Below are 17,803 nucleotides of genomic sequence, written 5' to 3'. Positions count from 1 at the left end.
AAAATTGCTTCTGACTTGTTTCCAGTGGGAAAGTCTTCAATTTGCGATGCGGCATGCTATAATTATAGGATGAAATGAGGAACATACGGAGGTTATTACGTGATCAATATCATTGCAACGGCCGAGTCGCCGGAACAGGCCGGAGCCCTTTTGGATGCCGGTGTCGACACACTGTACGTCGGCGGGCACCCCTTTGGGCTCCGCCTGCCGCGGCCGCTTAGTCCGGATGAAATCGAGCGCATCGCTGGGATGGCCCACGCGCGCGGGAAGAAAATTACCGTGGCCTGCAACAGCCTGATGCACAACGAACAGGTTGATCAGTTGCCGCAGTATCTGTCCCGGCTGGCGGAAATACCGGTGGACGCGATCACGGCCGGCGATCCGGGCGCCATTTTTATTCTTGAAGAGCTCGGCTTGCCGCTCCTGTATATTTATGACGCGGGCACTCTGGTCACTTCAGCTGAGCAGATCGCCTTCTGGCTGGACCGCGGCGCAATCGGTGCAGTTGCCGCGCGCGAACTGACTCTGACCGAGCTCAAGAAAATGCAAAGCAAACTGGAGAAACCTGTTGAAGTCCTGGTCTATGGGCCGACCTGCATCCACCAGTCCGGGCGCCCGCTCCTGACAAACTACTACAGATATTCAGGGCTCACTGAACGGGCGGACAAGGATCGCGGCCTTTACTTGCGCGATCCGAAGAATCCGAACAGCCAGTATCCGATTTATGAGGACGAGGACGGCACACACATTTTTTCAACAGAGGATCTCTCGCTGATGCCATGCCTTCAGGATCTGTACGACAGCGGCCTGCACACGTGGAAACTTGACGGTGTCCTCCTTCATGGCGAAGCTTTCGTAAAAATTGCGGCACTGTTTGTCGAGGCGAAAAAGGCGCTTGAGTCGGGCCATTTTGTTGCGGCCGGATTCGTCAATCGGCTTAAGGCGCTTCAGCCGGAGACGCGGCCGCTCGGCACCGGATTTTATCTGAAGAACCCTGATGATGTTAAATAAAATATTGGCAAACGGCCGCTCTTCAGGCAGCATTTCGGATTCTACAACTGACGGGACAAGATGTCCGCTCCATTCTGTATCGGGAGAGATAGAATTGATATTCAAATCGGAAAAGGGCTTGTCAGTCGCTATCATGATATGGACGTTAGGCATTCTTCTTATTTTTATTTCCGTATTTCTTTTTATTTGAGTCGGCTCAGTTGAACCTGTTTTGCAGCAGGGACTGGTTCTCACGATTTCTGTTTTGTTTTTTGCTTTTGGCCTTGCCGCTATTCTCTCCTGGTTCACGACATTTTACGTTGTATCGGAACATCAGCTTATAATTTCTGTGCTTTTTTGTAAAAAGAAGATCCCTTTTGATCAGATTAAATCCATCACGAAGACGAACACACTTTTGGCGGGTCCCGCTCTGTCTGTCAGACATCGATTGATTATTGTGCACAAGACGGGAACGTTTACCGTCATCTCTCCTGTTCGTCAGGATGAATTTATTGCCGCTATCAGGAAGAGGCATCCCGACATGGATCTTTACACTTAATCTGCCGCTTTTCAGTATTCATACATGTACGATGCTTTCAGAAAGGACAGAACGATGAGAAAAATTTTGAATAAACCGGAAGTACTTGCTCCGGCAGGCAATTTGGAAAAATTGAAAATGGCGATCCGTTACGGCGCCGATGCCGTTTATATCGGCGGACAGGCATTCGGCCTGCGCTCACGGGCGGGCAATTTTTCTTATGATGAAATGCGCGAGGGGTTAGCCTTTGCCCACAGTCGCGGCGCAAAAGTGTATGTCGCCGCCAACATGGTTACCCATGAGGGAGACGCCGAGGGAGCAGGCGGCTTTTTCAAGACCTTAAAAGAGATGGGTGTCGACGCAGTGATTGTCTCCGATCCGGCACTGATCACTATTTGTTTCACTTCAGCACCGGGCCTGCCGGTTCATCTGTCGACTCAGGCGTCGGCTACCAACTATAAGACACTGGAATTCTGGAAAAAAGTCGGTCTGGAGCGTGTCGTGCTTGCGCGTGAAGTCGGCATCGAGGAGATTCGAGAGATGCGGCGCCATACGGATATCGAAATTGAGGCGTTTATTCATGGCGCTATGTGCATTGCCTATTCCGGCCGCTGCACGCTCTCGAACCACATGGTCAATCGCGACGCCAATCGCGGCGGCTGCGCCCAGTCATGCCGCTGGAAATACGATCTGTTCGACATGGGCGGCAGCGCGGCAAAGAGCCTGATTCCGGACGACGCCGAACCGTTCTCGATGAGTGCCGTCGACCTGTCGATGCTGCATCATATTCCCGACATGATCGAAGCCGGTGTCAATAGTCTGAAGATTGAGGGGCGGATGAAATCGATTCATTATGTCTCAACCGTCGCCAATGTTTACCGGAAAGTGGTCGACGCGTACTGTGCCGATCCGGATCACTTCACCTTCGATCCGGCATGGGAGGATGAGATCTGGAAAGTTGCCCAGCGCGACCTGTCCACCGGCTTTTACTATCATGTCCCGACTGAGAAAGAGCAGCTGTTCGGCAAACCGCGCAAGATCCCGCAATACACCTTCGCGGCTCAGGTGCTCAGCTATGATCCGGAAACGAAAATCGCCACCCTCCAGCAGCGCAATAACTTTGGTGTCGGTGAAGAAGTAGAATTTTACGGGCCCGGATTCATTCATTTCAAGCAGATTGTCAATGATCTCCGGAATGAGGACGGCGAAGCGATCGACCGCGCGCCAAACCCGATGATGACCGTTACGATGACCGTCGATCAACCGGTTGAACCGTATTATCTGATGCGGAAAAAGTAATTGAAAAAATGATAAAGTCCTGTTCCACGATTAGCGGCGCAGGACTTTTTTTCGTATGAAATCTGGTGCCAGACAATCCGTGTCAAGGCGTGAACTTGAATTTTTTGAAAAACAAGTCTATTATATTATTAGCAGTCGATCAGACTGAGGGCTAACAATTGATTCCTGAATAACCTTAGTGAGGTTAAGTATTTAGAAGGAGTGCGATTCATGATGAGTTATCAGGTTGCCTACGTTAGTACATATCCACCAAAAAAATGCGGCATTGCCACCTACACCTACCACTTGAGACAGAACGTTCAGAAGGCGAAATGGGGTTCACTGGCTGACCCGGTCGTTATCATTAAAGAAAAAAATGATGAGAATCCGAGAGACAGCTTTTTAAAATGGACGATTAATAAGAATCGGCGGGAAGATTATAAAAAGATGGCGGAAAAACTGAACAAGAGCTCAGTGTCCGTTGTTTCTCTTCAGCACGAGTTCGGGATTTTCGGAGGGGACGCGGGTCAATACATTCTCGAGTTTGTCCGCCGCCTGAAAAAACCGCTGGTGACAACATTCCACACGGTGTTCCGGACACCGGCCGAGCCGTATGCTTCGGTTCAGCGTGATATCGCGGAGCGCAGCGACCGGTTGATTGTGATGAACCACAAGGCGATTGATGATCTGACCCGGAGTTTTCATATACCGAAAAATAAAATTACCTTTATTCCGCACGGAACGCCGGTACCCGATTTAAAAGGTAGGGAGGCCTTTAGGGCATCCCTCGGCTGGACGGACCGGAAAGTTGTCATGACTTTCGGCTTTCTGAGCCGGAACAAGGGCATCGAGACCATTCTTCAGACTCTGCCGCGTGTCGTTGAAAAAGTTCCGGGAGTGCTGTACGTGATTGTCGGCCAGACGCATCCCAATGTCAAAAGGCAGGAAGGAGAATCCTACCGGGAGTACCTGAAGGCGATCATCAGCAAAAACGGGCTGCAGGATCACGTGTTGATGATTGACAGGTTCATGAGCGAACATGACTTAGTGAAATACATCACAGCCTGTGATCTATATGTGACGCCCTACCCCGGTTTGGAGCAGATCACGAGCGGCACGCTGGCCTATGCGATTGGTCTTGGCAGACCGGTTCTGACCACACCGTACCGGTACGCACAGGATCTGCTGAAGGGCAGCGAGGAATTGTTTGTTCCGTCAGGAGATCTTGCCGCGTGGGCACTGAAGATGAGTGCGCTGCTCGCGGATTCGTCATTATTGAACAGTTATCAGAAAAAAATGGAACGGATCGGCATGCTCATGAGCTGGCCGCAAGCCGGCAAAAATTATAACCGTGTTTTTTCTCAGTTGGCCCAGAATACGGCAACGGATCCCGCGCAGTCATCGGAGGCGGATTACATTGCTGCCGATCCGAGTTAACTTCAGCCACCTGGAACGGATGACCGATGACACCGGACTGCTGGAACACGCGATCGGCAACATCCCGCGCCGCGCCGAGGGCTACACGACGGACGACAACGCGCGGGCGCTGTGGACGGTGTCGGAGTGGTTCCATCTCCTAAGCAGAGAATCAGAGTCGAATCATAAGGAAGACGCGGAAAAATTGTTGCGACTCAGCCACGTTTACCTTGCCTTTCTCACCTGGACGCAGCAGCCGGACGGACATTTTTATAATAATTACGCCTACAATCGGAAAAAAGAGCGGGAGATGCCGTCCGACGATTGTCTGGGCCGGACGCTGTGGGGCATGGCCGTTGCCTCGATTCGCCTTCCGCATCCTGACAGCCGTTTCGCGGCGAAGACGGCTTTTCGGAAAGGGATGAAAGCCATAGAGCAGCTCACCCATCCCCGCGGTCAGGCCTACACACTGTCGGCATTAAGCACACTGCTCCTCTCTGCGCAGCAAGAGAATCAGCCGGATCCCTTTGACACCTTCATCAAATCCGAGGCGCCGGGCGAGATCTGGCTTCTCGAGAAAAAATTGATCGGACTGTACCAACAGAATACAGGAGCAAGCTGGCACTGGTTCGAACCCATGATGACCTACGGAAACGGTGTGCTGCCATGGGCTCTGCTTCAGTCGCACCGCATCACCGGCAATCAGGATGCACTGCGAATCGCGCACGAGTCACTTGATTTCCTGATTCAGAAAATGGTATCGGCAGATGGCGTTGTGCATCCGATCGGCAACAAAGGGTGGTGCACACCCGAAGCGCAAAGCAAGTGGGATCAGCAGCCGCTTGAAGTCATGGCGCTTGCGCTTGCGGCGGAGGCCGCGGCAAAAAGCGTGAATCCGGAAAAATATCTGGACGTCATCAAAGCATGCCGGTCGTGGTTTTACGGAGAAAACGACCTGCATATGCCTGCCGCCAACCTCGAAGAAGGCGGGGGCTACGATGGCCTGCGCCCGGACGGCATTAACCGGAATCAAGGCGCGGAATCGACACTCTCCTACCTGCTGACGGAACTGATCTACACGCGGACCCTTCTCACGAGTAACAGGGGAGACAAGATTGAAATCCAGACGGTGTGAAGACGGCGGCATTCTCGGAGAGTTCTGATCGTGCCGGTAGAAAGAAAGTATTTTTTCTCAACAGATCCCACTCCTGAAAATTAAAGCATAAACAAGAAAACTTTTTTTACAGACAATCTCTGTTTAAAGTAGAAAGAAATTGCGAAGAAAGTTCTTTACTAAATTCAGTTCCCTTAGTAAGGAACTTTTTTTAATTCCGGAAAGGGTAAAGGTTCCTTCATCTATTGTTCGTCATCATTAATAGGGGGGAGCAGGCCTCGGTATCCGCAATTAGGGCATGTCACTTCGCGTTTTCCCAGCACGTGAAAGGCAACCATAAAGGCAGAAATGGATACCTTAAACGTACACCCGCAGACCGGGCACTCAAAGTGCGTCGTTTTTGCGCGCAAGGCGACAAAGATTAAAGCCATCATCACAACGAAAAGCGCCACGATGGGCACGATTTGCGCAGCCATAGCTGTTCTCCTTTCCTGTTGCAGCTATTATACTGAATTCTGCGAAGGTCCGCTATGACCGAAGACTCTTTTTCACGGATCCCTCGCAAGAGTTCAAGCGTTAAATTCAATTGATTTTAATTGTCGCGGTAAGAAGCTCAAAAAGCCGCTCTTGTTCAGCTAAAGTTTATTTTGTAACCGGACAGCAGCATGAGCGATATAAGATTCTCTCCGAAGAACACTACGGTTATTTAGATTCATGAATAATGTACGGTTATGTTTCACTTGTTTCAATGGATTTTGGTGAATCAGTAAAGATTAACGGTCTGTTCATTTTTTTTGTAAGCGTATGACTGACTTTTTGTCCCACAGTCCTTTTATAATAGAAGTAGTTTTTCATGAACGCGATCATCACGTTTGTAGAAATTAAAGGAGGCAGAAAGATGGACTATGTTGATGTTGCGGAAGGGTTGAAATTTTCAAAAGTCATTGCGGGAACGATGCGGGCCAGCAAAGAGGGCCTGAGCGGGAAGAAGATGGTCGACTTTGTCGACCAATGCCTGAGCGCCGGCGTGACGACGTTCGATCACGCCGACATATACGGCTATTTTGAAAGCAGCCGGCTGTTCGGCGAGGCCGTACTTAAAGACAACAGTTCTCTGAGAGACAAGATCCAGATCGTCACCAAATTCAATATTGTGCTGCCCAGGGAGGAAAACGGCTACGCCCATTACTATGATTCCTCGGTGAAACACTTGAATGAGTCGCTGAACAAATCACTTGAAGTGCTGCACACCGATTATGTCGATGTCCTGCTGATCCACCGCCTTGATCCGCTGCTCAATCCCAAAGAAGTAGCCGAGGCCCTGGACAGCCTGATCAAACAAGGCAAAGTCAGACATATCGGTATCTCGAACGCCAGCTATACTTATTTTGAAATGGTCAGCAAATACACAACAACACCGCTCGTCACCAACCAGGTCGAAGTCAGCCCCCTTTACACCGACACCTTCTTCAACGGCGTGATGGACAGCGCCCTGATTCACGACATCCCGGTCATGGCCTGGTCGCCGCTCGCCGGAGGCCGCCTGTTCCATCCACAGACAGGCCGCGAATTCCGTGTCCGCGAAATTCTGGAACAGATGGCGCAGAAATACGACGCCGATTCCATCGATAAAATTGCCTATGCCTTCATCAACAAACTGCCGGCGACCGTCTGCCCGATTGTCGGCTCCACCAAATTTGAGCGGATACAGTCTGCGATCGACGCGCAAAGCATCGAGCTGACGAACAAAGACTGGTTTAAAATTCTTGAGGTGTCACGGGGGAGGGAGGTGTTGTAAAATTATGTTATAACAACATATAATACAAGTTTGTTTCCATCAAATCCGTTCAGGCGTTGTATGCATCGAACGGATTTCTTTCACTTTAGAATTTTTTATTTTTAAGAAGAAAAGAGAGAATATAAAAAATCTAAGTGGTTAATCTAATAAAAAGTTATCATAAGAAAATTCAAAATTATGTTGACTTTTTACGGGAATGGGACTATAAATAATGTAAAGAATAACTCTAGCGTGTAACGTATTGAAAGGGAGTTAAAACTCTTTTATTTTTTTTCAGGAGTAAAAACACTTAACTAAAACATACAATGTACATTTATAATTAACACCAATTACTAAGGAGATGATTCGAATCAAAGTTTACTCTGCCGAGTTTAAAAACGTCATAGTAAGGGTCTATTTTTCGGGGAAGAAGAAGGAAGATATAATTACGAAGCCTCATCTGTCACGCTCAACGCTTGATCGATGGGTTAAGCAATTCAAAAGTAAAGTCTTTTTCAAGGATTGACAGTGAATGTGAAGAATCCGAAATAATGGAAAAAAATTAAATTCTTCTACAAAAAACGACAAAATTTCACATAATATTAGCATATAATATAAGTTAATCGTACTAGGAAAAAAAGAGGGGGTGATGACAATAGGTTACGAATTAAAGGTTATTGTGCTTTTAAAAAGAGACGTACATTATCAACAGGCCCAGGAAGAAGTTGGTCGTCTACTCAGTTTTTCAATGCTAAGAGATAAAGAGTTAAAGGCTTTCCACAAAGAAAAAGGATACAAGTTTTATGTGTTCAATAATCTATTTCCGACAGAGGAAAATGGGATTTATCAAAAAGGTAAGCTATATTTTTTTAGACTCAGGGCAGTTCATCACAGGTTAATCGAAAAGATAAAAGAATGTTTGTCCAATCTTGCAAATGACGTATTTCAAGTCATTGCTTCTGAAATACATAGCTTTCACCCACGTTTTATTAATATGTTATACACGGTAACCCCTACTATAGTGACAATCGATAACGGTCCTTTTTTCCCTGATGATGATTTATTGCTGTTAAAACAACGACTGGAGGAAAATGCCCAAAAAAAATATATGGAGTTATTTGCGGAAGATCCGAATCGAGCAGATTTCATTGAGCGAATTGAATTGATTAATAGGACCCCTACGATCACGCGCTACAAAAATATGTCCTTTTTAGGAAATAAATTAAGAGTTTTTGTTCGTCCTGATGAGATTTCGCAGAAACTAGCAGATGTTGTGGTTTTCTCTGGATTGGGTGAGAAATCATCCTCCATTGGTGCAGGTTTTTGCTTTGTGTATTAAGTCTGTGAAAGGAGTGAAAGACGTTGATTAAAGATTTGCAGGTTGCATTCCAACAGGCCGTCGATCATACAAATGGAAAAATAATTATTGATCATTACAGCCTTAAAGAAGGCTTGTATCTTAGAATAGACCCAAATCTCTCACTGGAAGAAAATCGCGCGCAGCAAGAAAACAGACTCCTTACAATCAAGAAAAAAACAGATGTCAATGTTGCTCAACTAGGTTTAAAGGATTGGTTTTTACAAAGGGATTTTTACAGTAGTGCAATTTCGGCAAATAAGTTTGTCGACACAATAACAAAAAAGCTCCATAACACAAATTTCTTGACACTCTTTATGAAACTAGACACGTTTATTTCAGACAATCCGAAGCAAGCCAAACAGACACTGAATGAAAAGTATTTACTGGAAAATGAATGGAATGAGTACATCAATACTTTTTTTATACAAAAAATTTCAGCTTCTGATCAAAAAATGAGGGGAATAATCGGTTACTCTGAGTTGAAGGTATGGATTGAGAGCGACGAAAGAAATGAACTTCGGAAGAAAATTCTTCAGTTTATTAATAAAAACTCTGTAGATCTCATCCAATGGATTCATCATTTGAAACATGAATATAAACTGAAAAATTACGCGCGTATCTTCTTTGAGGCTGAAGCGAATATATACAAGCGTGAATATCTGATCTATGTCTATCCCAATATCTTCTTGAAGAATGATTTTAATATTGAAACAGAGAATGGGGTTTATGGTGTACCCAGCTATAATATGGGATTAAATAGCAAAAAACCCTATTTAATGCATCGAACCAAAAAATCCAATGTACCCTTGCTTGTCTCTCCTGATGAGGCTGTGCTCAGAAAGAATCTGTTTTCGTGGTTTCAAGCCCAAAAACCTTTCACTGTGCATCAATTCTATGAAAGAACACTTTTTAATGAAAATAACCGGAATAAAGCGAACGAAACCGTTCATATTGGTGGAGATGGAAATGGAGTGGTTAATTATTTTGAAAAACTTCCATTTTCACAAGGAGAACGATTGGACAGACCTTTTCTCCTGAAGAATATTATTCAAGCTAAAGAATGGATGAATGAAAAAGGCTATGAAATTGCAGAAAATCGTGATCCGATTCTAGATCCAATGATTTTATTAAAGATAACTAGCCGTCTGTTTTTTAAAAACTATTTGCATGCTGATATGTTATTTAGTGAACCAAAAATCAAGGCCGGTGTGTTTCCTGGGGAAATGCTTAATCTCTTTTTATCAAGTCGCCAAGCGTTGTATGACTTTTTCTTCAAAGGAACAGAGCTTACATTAAAACCTATGATTGATCATCTAACACAAGCAGCAGTTGAAATTCAATTAACAAAATCAGTAAAGGGTATCAACTTTGGTAACTTAGGCCAAGCCTATAATCTTAGATTGGCGTGGCTTCGATATTTCAATAACGATGGGAGTGAAGAAAAGGTGCGTACACTGAAGGAGCTTGTAGCTACACTGAAGGATAAATTTACACAAAAAACAACTGTGGAAATAAATGATGATCAAGAATTTTACTTCATCTCAGGTCAACTGGCTTATTATTTGCTCTCTCAAAGTGAAGCAAAGGATAAGAATTTCGGAATGTTCGAGGGAGTTTTAAGAGTAAAAAAGCCTGCATTTTTAAAGAGACAGTTGGAAGAGTTATTTAAGACTTATAGTCACGCGATATCAATGAGCCATACGATGTTTAAAAATGCTCTTGGAGCAGTGCAGGTTTATCAACCAGAGAATAAAGTAATAGAAAATGAAGCACGCGATTATTTAATGGCAGGAATATTGGCAAATAATATCTTCTACCAAAAGAAAAATTCAGAAAATTAACGTGACCGAGGAAAGCGGGGAATCAAAATGACAAGATTCAATCAACGTGTTTATGGGGTAATTGGTGTATCGAGTATATTAGCAAATTGGAATGCGGACTTTACCGGACGACCCAAGTCACTGGCAGATGGTACGGTATTTGGCAGTGATAAAGCACTAAAATATGCTATAAAGCATTATTGGGTCAATGAAGGCGAGAAGGTACTATACATCAGAAGTTATCAGATGAGTAAAGGGAAACTTCAAACAAGAGAGTTAAAAGAACAATATGAACAAATATTCAATACGGAGTTAAAAAAGAAAGAGTCCTCTGATGAAGTGCTTGCAAACTTATTTTCAGCCATTGATGTTGAAAACTTTGGGGCTACTTTTGCTGAAGAAGGTCAAAATATTAGCTTGACAGGGGTTGTACAAATTGGTCAGGGGACTAATCGTTATGAGGGTTCCGTAACGGAAATTCAGGACATTCTTTCTCCGTTTCGAAATAGCAATAAGGAAGATAATACACAGGCAAGTCTGGGGAAGAAAATAGTCAGCAATGAAGCGCATTATATTTATCCTTTCTCAGTGAACCCACAAAACTACGATGAATTTATACCAATGGTTGACGGTTTTGAAGGGTACTCTGTTGAAGCATACACCAAATTTAAAAAAGCAGCATTGGTTGGGGCAACCGCGTTGAATACCAACAGCAAATCAGGAGCAAGTAATTCATTTGCAGTATTTGTTGCATTTAAAGAAGGGGAAAATGTTTATCTCCCGCAACTTGATGGCTACATTGATTTCGAAAAAAATGGTGAAAAAGCTATTGTAGATGTTTCAAAATTAACAGAATTAATTGCTCCCTTTCAAGATCAACTGGAAAGCGTTGAGTACTACGCAGACCCATTTAAAGCCGAATTTACAGGCAATCAAAATGATGTAAGAAACATATACACTTCCGAATTTCTGTAATAACAAAACTGAGAGGAGGAAGATTCATGGAAGGAATCGCTTTTGAACTTTCCGGTAAGACAGCCTTTTTCAAAAAGCCAGATGTCAATGAGTATGCTTATTTTACTTATAGTCATATTCACAAAATTGCTCTGTTAGGACTTTTGGGTGCCATTCTTGGTCTTGGCGGCTATTGGCAGCAATACCAGTCTTTGCATGATGAAGGGGAAAATGAGACGAACTGCTACCCGGAATTTTATAAGATATTACATTCATTAGATTTAGCAATCGTCCCTCATGGAGACCGAGGCTATTTTGCCAAGAAAATACAGGCATTTAACAACAGCGTAGGATACGCAAGTCAGGAAGATGGCGGCAATCTTATTGTGAGAGAGCAATGGTTGGAGAATCCGCATTGGACTATCTATATCACGAAGGGTGACCTTACATCACAGATTTTTAGCAAACTTTGCTCGGCACTTCTGAATCGGGTATCAATCTATATACCTTATTTAGGAAAAAATGATCATCCGGCATTGATCAGTGACGCACGTATGATTCAACTTGATCCGGCAGATCAAGTTGAAGGTATCGATTCTTTATTCCCTGTTGATGGGACTGATTTTGAACGAAGAGGAACCGTAGGAAAACTATCAAGTCCATATTATTTCAGTGAATGGATGCCGATCAGTTTAAATGCGACAACCAATCATTATGAACTTAAAGAATTGGCTCATACAAATAAAAGGTTACAACAGGTCAAGGATTTAAGCAAAATTTATCAAGCCGAAATGAGAACTCTTTACTTTATCTAAAACAAAGAGGTGTCTGGAGGAGAGAGTATTGACGATAAAGCAATATCTGGACACACATTCTACCTTGTATGCTCATAGTGAAAATTCTAGAAAAGAAACGTTAATGGCGCACTCCGAGTTGGTTTTGCACTATTATTATAAGCTCTCCGGTCAAAATCACATTAATTTGAACTGTATGATTGATAAACTGACTTTCGATGAAGAGGTATTGGATCAAGATGATAAAACGATACTCGCACATGCGTTCGAAGAGGCGATTTATTTACATGACCTTGGCAAAATAAACAGCGAATTTCAGAGAGTTAAGATGGGACAGCAGATTCCTAAGAGCGATTACAACAATACAAACCATTCACTCCTGTCATCCCTTTTATATCTAGACATTTGGGAAGATCGTTTTAAGCATTTAGCAAAAGATGAATGGAAAAAAGCTTTTTTAAGGTATATTATTGTTATTTTCTCTTATATAATCTCCCGTCATCACACATATTTGGAAGACTTCAATCTCCATGATTATTCACAAAAGTTAAATGCGCTGTACGAAGAAGTAGTAAAGCATAAGGAAGTACTTACATTTTATCTCTTTAAGGACAGACTTATAAAAACAAGTATAGCGCAGAAAAGTGCGGAGGATTGCGACTTCCGATTGGAAACAGAAAAATATTGTATTTCTGATCAGGAAGAGGACACCTCATTGTATTTGTTAGCAAAATTATTATATTCCTGTTTAGTGACCTGCGACTTTTTGGCCACATATGAGTTCTTTAACCAGAAAAAGCCGTGTTTCTATTACTTGAATACAGAGGATAAAAATGCGCTCATAAAACAGTTTGAATGTTCGGATATTTATAAATCAATTCAAGAATATAAGGCGTATCATGAGAATCCAGAAATAAAGCCAATTAATAAATTGCGCTCGTCGCTGTTTATCGAGACAGAAGAGCAGCTTAAGAGAAATATTGGCCAATCAATCTATTATTTGGATGCGCCGACCGGAAGCGGTAAGACGATAATATCAATGAATCTTGCATTAAATTTATTAAAGAATAGAGATAACTTAAATAAAATAGTTTATGTTTTTCCATTTAACACCCTAATTGATCAGACAAAAAACAAGCTTGATGAGTGGTTTTCAGATCTTGGGAAAAGTTACCGAATTCAAGTCGTCAATTCTGTAACACCTATTGTCCAAGAAAACGAGAAAAGAGAACAGGTTGAGGCATCATTAGTGGAACAAATAGATTATGATGAAGAACTGCTCCGACGACAATTACTACAATATCCTGTTACATTAACCTCACATGTGAATTTGTTCAATCATCTCTTTGGCATTGGTAGAGAATCAAATCTTGGACTTGCTACGCTTGCAAACAGTGTTGTTATTCTTGATGAAATTCAAAGCTATCGCAATGAAATTTGGCCTGAAATGATTCAAATGCTCAATGATATCAGTGAAATGTATCATATTGTTTTTATTATAATGTCGGCAACGTTGCCAAAACTAGATCAGTTATTAGAGAGAAAGCAAACGTTTACTCCGCTTGTTGTAAACAAACGTAAATACTTCTCACACCCCATTTTTAAAAATCGAGTGCTATTGAATTACGATTTACTAAATGAAGGGAAACTATCTGTTGATCGACTCGTTCAGATTATTATTCAAACAAAACAAAAACATGGCGAAGTTCGTATGCTTGTCGAACTGATCAAAAAAGCATCTGCTCGAAAAGTATATGATCAACTAAAACACGATATACCTGATCAAATGATTATCGAGCTTACAGGGGATGACAGCCGGTTTACTAGAAAGAAAATGATTAATCTCATTCAAGGAACTGAGGATCAACCACCTCTTAAGGATGTTGTTGTCATTGCTACCCAAGTCATTGAGGCGGGAGTCGATATCGACATGGATGTAGGAATGAAAGACATTTCGCTATTGGACAGTGAGGAACAGTTTCTTGGCAGAATTAATCGATCTGCCTCTAAAAAGAATTGCTGGGCATACTTCTTTGATCTTGACAGTGCCAGTATGATCTATAAAAAAGACTTGCGTCTGGAAAAAGATTTAAGAAATCTGGATTATCAGATGGATTTGATTGATAAAAAATTTGATCATTTTTATCAGCTTGTGTTCAATCGTTTTGTACAAATTCGTGACAAAAGAGATGAACATTTTCGGTATTTCGAGAGTATGGTCAATGGGCTTCAATTTCAATGTATTGCGAACCATCTCGTGTTAATTGATCAAAAGACTTATTCACTTGTTCTAAATTTTCCCGTGACTATTGATCAACGAATACTAACGGGTGAATCGACATGGAAAGCATTTAAACAAATGCTCAAGAATGATCGATTATCTTATGCCGAGCAAAGAGTAAAATTGTCGATGCTTAGTGCACAATTGGATTATTTTACTTTCAACACTCTAAAAAAACCTCATTTTTTCGATGAACGGGTCGGGAATCTTTACTACATTCAAAATCCAAGCGACTTTATAGAAAAAGACCAGTTTATTGATGTATGGAAGTTTAGGCCTGATAAATATGTTGAGGATGATGATCTTTTATGAAAATCACCGGGACGATGATCAACTATTTCTTCCACTGCCGTCGCCAGTGCTGGCTGTTTTCGAACAAGCTCAACATGGAAGATAACAGTGAACGCGTGCGTATTGGAAAAATTCTTCATGAAATCGAAGAAAAGAAAGCAAGGAAAAGTGAAATAGCGATTGAGAGTATCAAAGTGGACAAAATTACTGAACAATTTTTAATTGAATTTAAAAAATCTGATGCCGATATAGATGCTGCAAAATGGCAACTTTTATATTACCTGAAAATATTGAAAAATAAAGGAATTAAAAGAGCAGGTAAGCTGACATTTGCAGAAAAAAACAAACAGGCTAGCAAGGTACTTGAATTTGACCTAACACCTGATTTAGAGAAAGAACTAGATCATGTGTTAATACAAATTGAAGAGTGTGTGACGAGAGACACTCCTGAACAGCCACTTTATGATAAAAAATGTAAAAAGTGCGCTTACTACGACTATTGTTATATTTAGACATAGGAGGCAGACCATGGGATCAACAAAATATCTACTTACTATGGGAGAATTACATAGAAAAGATAACACATTGATCTTCAAAAATGTTAAAGGATCCACTCATATTCCGATTGAAGGAGTTCGTGAATTTTATTGCCTAAATGAAATTAGCATCAACACAAAATTGCTTGATATTTTAGGAAGAACTGGAGTTATTGTTCATTTTTTTAATTATTATCAGCAATATTGTGGAAGTTTTTATCCAAAAAAACAACTTTTGAGCGGGAGACTCATCGTTGACCAGGCAATTGCATTTAAAATGCATCGATGTGACATTGCAAAGCAAATTATTAACGGGATAGCAAGAAATATTCATTTTGTACTTTACCATTACTACAGACAGGGTAAAAAGGAATTAAAGCCATTTTTAGACTGGTTGAGAAAAGATGTACCTGTAATTGTTTCTAAAGAAATGAAAATTCATCAATTATTGTTTCTTGAAGGAGCTATATGGAAAAGGTTCTATAACACTTTTTCAATCTTCTTGCCAGAAACATTTGTTCTTAGTAAAAGAGTCAGAAGACCTCCTGATAATCCAATGAATGCACTGATTTCATTTGGTAACTCATTGCTGTACGCGAAAACAATTTCACAAATCTATAGAACGCATCTTGATCAATCAATCAGCTTTTTACATGAACCCAGTGAAGCGAGATTTTCCTTATCATTAGATTTGTGTGAAGTATTTAAGCCAATTATCGTTTTTAAAACTATTTTTGAATGTATCAATAACCGAAAGATACAAGTAGGCAAACATTTTGATAAAGAATTAAACTACTGTCTGTTGAATGAATCAGGCAAGAAAATTTTTATAAAATCATTTGAAGAGAGAGCTGAGTCAGTTTTTATGCATGCAACGCTTAAAAGAAAAGTTTCACTTCAAGGTGCGATAAAAATCGATGGATACAAGCTGATTAAACATATCACAGAAGGTGCCCCTTTTGTTCCTTTCAACATGGAAGTGAAAAAATGAAGCATATTCATGCAAATTATACTTTTGTGTTCTATGACGTCAATGAAAAAAGAGTTCAAAAGGTGTTCAAAGTGTGCAAAAAATATCTCGCACATTATCAAAAGTCAGTTTTTAGGGGTAAGATCACTCCTGCAAATTTGATTAAAATGGAGCATGAAATACGCAGTAAGATTGATAAATCGGAGGATTTTGTTACCATCATTAAATTGACAAATGACAAGCAATTTGAAGAGGTTGAAATCGGCAAGCCGGAAGACTTCGATTCTCTTTTCTTGTAGGATATTTTACAAGAGAGAGTTAACAACATTTTCTAACAGCATATTTACACGATCACTGATATTTGTCGATACCACAAGGAAAATTAATATTTGACACGAGATTGAGCAAAATTAAATAGAGGTTAGAAAAAAACTTGAGAATAGTTGATATTCAGCTAATATAGGCAATAACAGTAAGGATAGAACCCTTGTTTGATCGGCGTTTAACTAGAACATGGATGTATTGAAATCGCGTTTCGTGACGGCCATTGTCCCGAAGTACGACCGTTTAACTAGAACATGGATGTATTGAAATGAGTTGGGATCCAAACACAGGTGATCCACTCCCAACGGTTTAACTAGAACATGGATGTATTGAAATTTTTATTGACATTCAGTCCCTCATTACTGCAAAAGCGTTTAACTAGAACATGGATGTATTGAAATAAAACAGACGCAAACGAAAACGAGCGGCACGAAGACGGTTTAACTAGAACATGGATGTATTGAAATTAGACTTACTATGCCTTGGCGGCATCTCAATCATGAGTTTAACTAGAACATGGATGTATTGAAATAAATCAACGAGCATCTGTATCAAGCCGACCGGCAAGCGTTTAACTAGAACATGGATGTATTGAAATAAGGCAGGGCGGGGAGTTGAGAATCACCTGGCCAGAACGTTTAACTAGAACATGGATGTATTGAAATATGGGAAGGTGACTATTTTGTCAGCACCGTACCTTAGTTTAACTAGAACATGGATGTATTGAAATCTGGTTCCCTCGCGGCGCCCTGAAATGCGGATTGACGTTTAACTAGAACATGGATGTATTGAAATCGGATTTGAAATTGAACTTGGCCGAGACGCAAAACCCGTTTAACTAGAACATGGATGTATTGAAATATGGCAGCACCGGTTAATCCGGCAACAATCACCAAAGTTTAACTAGAACATGGATGTATTGAAATACTCGTCGAGGATGTCCCTGTCTGAAGGGCCTGTGGTTTAACTAGAACATGGATGTATTGAAATGTGCGATACGAACAAGAAGCTGAAACGACTCTATTTGTTTAACTAGAACATGGATGTATTGAAATCAGGATGCCGGGATCTATCAGAAACGTGGCACGCCGGTTTAACTAGAACATGGATGTATTGAAATTCGATGGATACTCCAGACAAATCAACGCGATTATTCAGTTTAACTAGAACATGGATGTATTGAAATGCGATTGCTTTGACGACTTCAGAGACTCTGACAAGGTTTAACTAGAACATGGATGTATTGAAATTTGCGACTGGTCAACAATAAAGGCGCGTATAAACGCGTTTAACTAGAACATGGATGTATTGAAATTGGGTTTGTCGGCCAATACCTGGGTATGAGGATGAAGTTTAACTA

The 17,803-nt window shown here is 41.6% G+C and carries 15 protein-coding genes and 1 CRISPR repeat array (1 of these 16 running past the window's edge); of the genes, 14 read left to right on the top strand and 1 reads right to left on the bottom strand.

Annotation, left to right across the window (positions count from 1 at the left end):
• Positions 1-102 precede the first annotated feature (102 nt).
• The 5 genes from IEX81_RS12210 to IEX81_RS12190 all read left to right on the top strand — a co-directional run bounded on the left by IEX81_RS12210 (position 103) and on the right by IEX81_RS12190 (position 5,357).
• Positions 103-1,011, top strand: a complete 909-nt coding sequence (locus IEX81_RS12210; protein WP_188803813.1) for a peptidase U32 family protein — start codon at positions 103-105, stop codon at positions 1,009-1,011.
• Positions 1,012-1,222: 211 nt separating this feature from the next.
• The gene (locus IEX81_RS12205; RefSeq protein ID WP_188803715.1) at positions 1,223-1,549 is read left to right on the top strand and encodes a PH domain-containing protein; all 327 of its coding nucleotides are present in this window, start codon (positions 1,223-1,225) and stop codon (positions 1,547-1,549) included.
• A 54-nt stretch (positions 1,550-1,603) separates the two neighbouring features.
• Entirely contained in the window at positions 1,604-2,827 is a 1,224-nt protein-coding gene (locus IEX81_RS12200; protein WP_188803713.1) for a peptidase U32 family protein, read from the top strand.
• A 213-nt stretch (positions 2,828-3,040) separates the two neighbouring features.
• Positions 3,041-4,243 (top strand): glycosyltransferase family 4 protein, encoded by a 1,203-nt coding sequence (locus tag IEX81_RS12195; RefSeq protein ID WP_188803811.1) that lies wholly within the window; start codon positions 3,041-3,043, stop codon positions 4,241-4,243.
• Positions 4,224-5,357 (top strand): glycosyltransferase, encoded by a 1,134-nt coding sequence (locus tag IEX81_RS12190; protein WP_229727599.1) that lies wholly within the window; start codon positions 4,224-4,226, stop codon positions 5,355-5,357. The genes IEX81_RS12195 and IEX81_RS12190 overlap by 20 nt, the downstream gene beginning before the upstream one ends.
• A 221-nt stretch (positions 5,358-5,578) precedes the next feature.
• On the opposite strand, the gene IEX81_RS12185 is transcribed toward IEX81_RS12190, so the two are convergent.
• Positions 5,579-5,812 carry a hypothetical protein gene (locus tag IEX81_RS12185; RefSeq protein WP_188803711.1) on the bottom strand — a complete coding sequence of 78 codons (234 nt, stop codon included), beginning with the start codon at positions 5,810-5,812 and terminating at the stop codon, positions 5,579-5,581.
• A gap of 422 nt (positions 5,813-6,234) precedes the next feature.
• On the opposite strand from IEX81_RS12185, the gene IEX81_RS12180 reads away from it, so the two are divergent.
• The 9 genes from IEX81_RS12180 to cas2 all read left to right on the top strand — a co-directional run bounded on the left by IEX81_RS12180 (position 6,235) and on the right by cas2 (position 16,418).
• The gene (locus tag IEX81_RS12180; RefSeq protein ID WP_188803709.1) at positions 6,235-7,134 is read left to right on the top strand and encodes an aldo/keto reductase; all 900 of its coding nucleotides are present in this window, start codon (positions 6,235-6,237) and stop codon (positions 7,132-7,134) included.
• Between the two features lie 628 nt (positions 7,135-7,762).
• Entirely contained in the window at positions 7,763-8,452 is a 690-nt protein-coding gene (gene cas6 / locus IEX81_RS12170) for a CRISPR-associated endoribonuclease Cas6 (protein WP_188803705.1), read from the top strand.
• Between the two features lie 23 nt (positions 8,453-8,475).
• The gene (locus tag IEX81_RS12165) at positions 8,476-10,314 is read left to right on the top strand and encodes a hypothetical protein (protein WP_188803703.1); all 1,839 of its coding nucleotides are present in this window, start codon (positions 8,476-8,478) and stop codon (positions 10,312-10,314) included.
• A 27-nt stretch (positions 10,315-10,341) separates the two neighbouring features.
• Positions 10,342-11,268 carry a type I CRISPR-associated protein Cas7 gene (locus IEX81_RS12160; protein WP_188803701.1) on the top strand — a complete coding sequence of 309 codons (927 nt, stop codon included), beginning with the start codon at positions 10,342-10,344 and terminating at the stop codon, positions 11,266-11,268.
• Between the two features lie 26 nt (positions 11,269-11,294).
• Positions 11,295-12,062: a type I-B CRISPR-associated protein Cas5b gene (gene cas5b, locus IEX81_RS12155; RefSeq protein WP_188803699.1), complete on the top strand. Its 768-nt coding sequence runs from the start codon at positions 11,295-11,297 to the stop codon at positions 12,060-12,062.
• Positions 12,063-12,090: 28 nt separating this feature from the next.
• Entirely contained in the window at positions 12,091-14,634 is a 2,544-nt protein-coding gene (gene cas3 / locus IEX81_RS12150) for a CRISPR-associated helicase Cas3' (RefSeq protein WP_188803697.1), read from the top strand.
• Positions 14,631-15,125, top strand: coding sequence for a CRISPR-associated protein Cas4 (gene cas4 / locus IEX81_RS12145; RefSeq protein WP_188803695.1), 495 nt, complete (start codon positions 14,631-14,633; stop codon positions 15,123-15,125). The genes cas3 and cas4 overlap by 4 nt, the downstream gene beginning before the upstream one ends.
• Before the next feature lie 16 nt (positions 15,126-15,141).
• Positions 15,142-16,140, top strand: coding sequence for a type I-B CRISPR-associated endonuclease Cas1b (gene cas1b, locus IEX81_RS12140; RefSeq protein WP_188803693.1), 999 nt, complete (start codon positions 15,142-15,144; stop codon positions 16,138-16,140).
• On the top strand, positions 16,137-16,418 hold the full coding sequence (gene cas2 / locus IEX81_RS12135) for a CRISPR-associated endonuclease Cas2 (protein ID WP_188803691.1): 282 nt from the start codon (positions 16,137-16,139) through the stop codon (positions 16,416-16,418). Before cas1b ends, cas2 begins: the two co-directional genes overlap by 4 nt.
• A gap of 201 nt (positions 16,419-16,619) precedes the next feature.
• A CRISPR array of direct repeats spans positions 16,620-17,803; the repeat unit is 29 nt; unit sequence GTTTAACTAGAACATGGATGTATTGAAAT; it runs 16,861 nt beyond the window's last position.

The organism is Sporolactobacillus putidus (assembly GCF_014647035.1).
GTDB classification, from domain to species: Bacteria; Bacillota; Bacilli; order Bacillales; family Sporolactobacillaceae; genus Sporolactobacillus; species Sporolactobacillus putidus.
The sequence above is the reverse complement of the archived record's forward strand: the minus strand, read 5'-3'. Positions and strand labels throughout refer to the sequence as shown.